This is a genomic window from Lysinibacillus composti (assembly GCF_016908465.1).
Classification (GTDB): domain Bacteria; phylum Bacillota; class Bacilli; order Bacillales_A; family Planococcaceae; genus Ureibacillus; species Ureibacillus composti_A.
In genome coordinates this window covers 1-1,717 of sequence record NZ_JAFBDY010000049.1, presented here as the reverse complement: position 1 = coordinate 1,717, position 1,717 = coordinate 1, and the positions used below count along the sequence as shown (strand labels likewise).

1 protein-coding gene is annotated in these 1,717 nt (G+C 32.8%); it reads right to left on the bottom strand.

The window, feature by feature from the left end:
* Positions 1–44: 44 nt before the first annotated feature.
* The gene (locus JOD29_RS20185) at positions 45–1,598 is read right to left on the bottom strand and encodes an IS1182 family transposase (protein ID WP_124767065.1); all 1,554 of its coding nucleotides are present in this window, start codon (positions 1,596–1,598) and stop codon (positions 45–47) included.
* Between the last annotated feature and the right edge of the window lie 119 nt (positions 1,599–1,717).

Genomic DNA, 1,717 nt, shown 5'->3' with positions numbered 1-1,717 from the left:
GAAGTCACTGAAAAAGTGCCTTTTTTTGAAAGAGTTTTTTTGATTCAAGCACATATTTTACGTAAATTATCAATTTCGTCGATGAATCTCGAAAAAGTGATTGAGAAGTCGACTTTAGAAGCTTTTTTAGAGGATAGTATTGCTGCTATCCTCTTTAAATTTACTGCTAAGGCAGTTAATTTAGCTTGTAAGGCCATGCTTTTTAGACCGTACCCTTTGGCACGATCTAATCCGTGGAAATTCTTCATTTCCCCATTTTTCCATTCATGACAAGCTCTATTTTTATATTTCTCTTTGAACTCGTCTGTTTTTTGGTCCTGGCTATATCCATAGAATTCTGGAGTATTTATTCCAACTTCCAGTATTCTTCCTACTGTAGAATCTTTAATACATTCCGCCCTTAGCGGGCAAGTTCTACATTTCTCTTTCTCAAAATAATAGCGATACGTTTGTCTTCCATTTTTACGGGTTTTGAATACTTTTTTTACGGTTTGATTCCCTTGGATACAGAACCATTCATCCGAGTCTTTATTATAGCTATATAAATCTTCATCAATCCTATAGGCCATTTCACTTACTGGTATGTATGCTTTAGCGTCCACTTCACGTATATTATCAAGTATTGGTTTTCTAAAATATGCTTTATCACCATAGACCTCTTCAATTGTAACGCCACTTTTTTGGGTTAAATACAATAACTCTTCGAACTTTGTTCCATCGACATAAGCACCAGAGCCAACATGCACGGCAGTAATAATACGATCCTCTGTTGTCATCATAAACTCTGTTTTGTATCCGAAGAAGTGAGAGGTTTTACTCTTATGACCAACTCTTGCGTCTTGATCTACAAGAGAACGAACACCTTTTTGAACTAAAAATTTAGGATCTTCTAATATTTCTTTTGCATTAGCTATAATCTCTTTTGTTTTAGGGCAGTTTCCTAAATCTATGTTTTCCTCTACTGTTTTGATAGTTTCCTCAAGGAAACTTTTCATAGTTTCTTTAGCCTCTTTTGGATCCTCAATACTTTTATAATTAGGAATATCTTGGTGAAGTCCCTCAGGGACTTCAATCTCTTCTTTTTCCATGGTTCTAAATATTTTCTTAGCTAGTCGTTTCATCACTCTTTCTGAAGTACATTTAAATGTATTTGCTTCAGTATGAGTCGTATCAATACTAATTCCAGTTCCTTTTAGAATCCCTTTTTCTACACATTGGTTTACAATACATACAATGATTTCATCAATAGTTAATGTATCTTCTAATTTATTTTTACGGAATTTTGCCAAAAGACTTGGATGTGGTAGTTCATCCTCTGGATTAATACCTAAAAAATACATGTGGGCAAGGTTTAAAGAAGCTTCTTCTATCACTCTTTCATCCGATAAATCGTAGAGTCTTTGTAAAACTAAAAGTTTTACCATTAATTCTGGTTCTTTGGCTGGTCTACCATAATACTTACTATAAGTATTTTCTAGTTCTTTATTTATAAAACTAAAGTCAATTTCATCACGAAGCACTCTAAATATATGATTTTCTGGAATTCTATTGTATAATACTGAGTAAATGCTTAATTGCATATCTTTGTCTTTAAGCATAAAAATACCTCCTTGTTTGGTTATGGTTTCTAGTCAATTCCATTTTAACAAACAATAGAGGTATTTTTTTATTTATTTTCACCTATTTCCATTTAATGTAATCGTTTTTCAGTGACTTC

Bases quoted from the DNA above. Each gene is read 5' to 3' on its own strand.
- JOD29_RS20185 (WP_124767065.1), bottom strand. From the start codon at position 1,598: ATGCTTAAAGACAAAGATATGCAATTAAGCATTTACTCAGTATTATAC.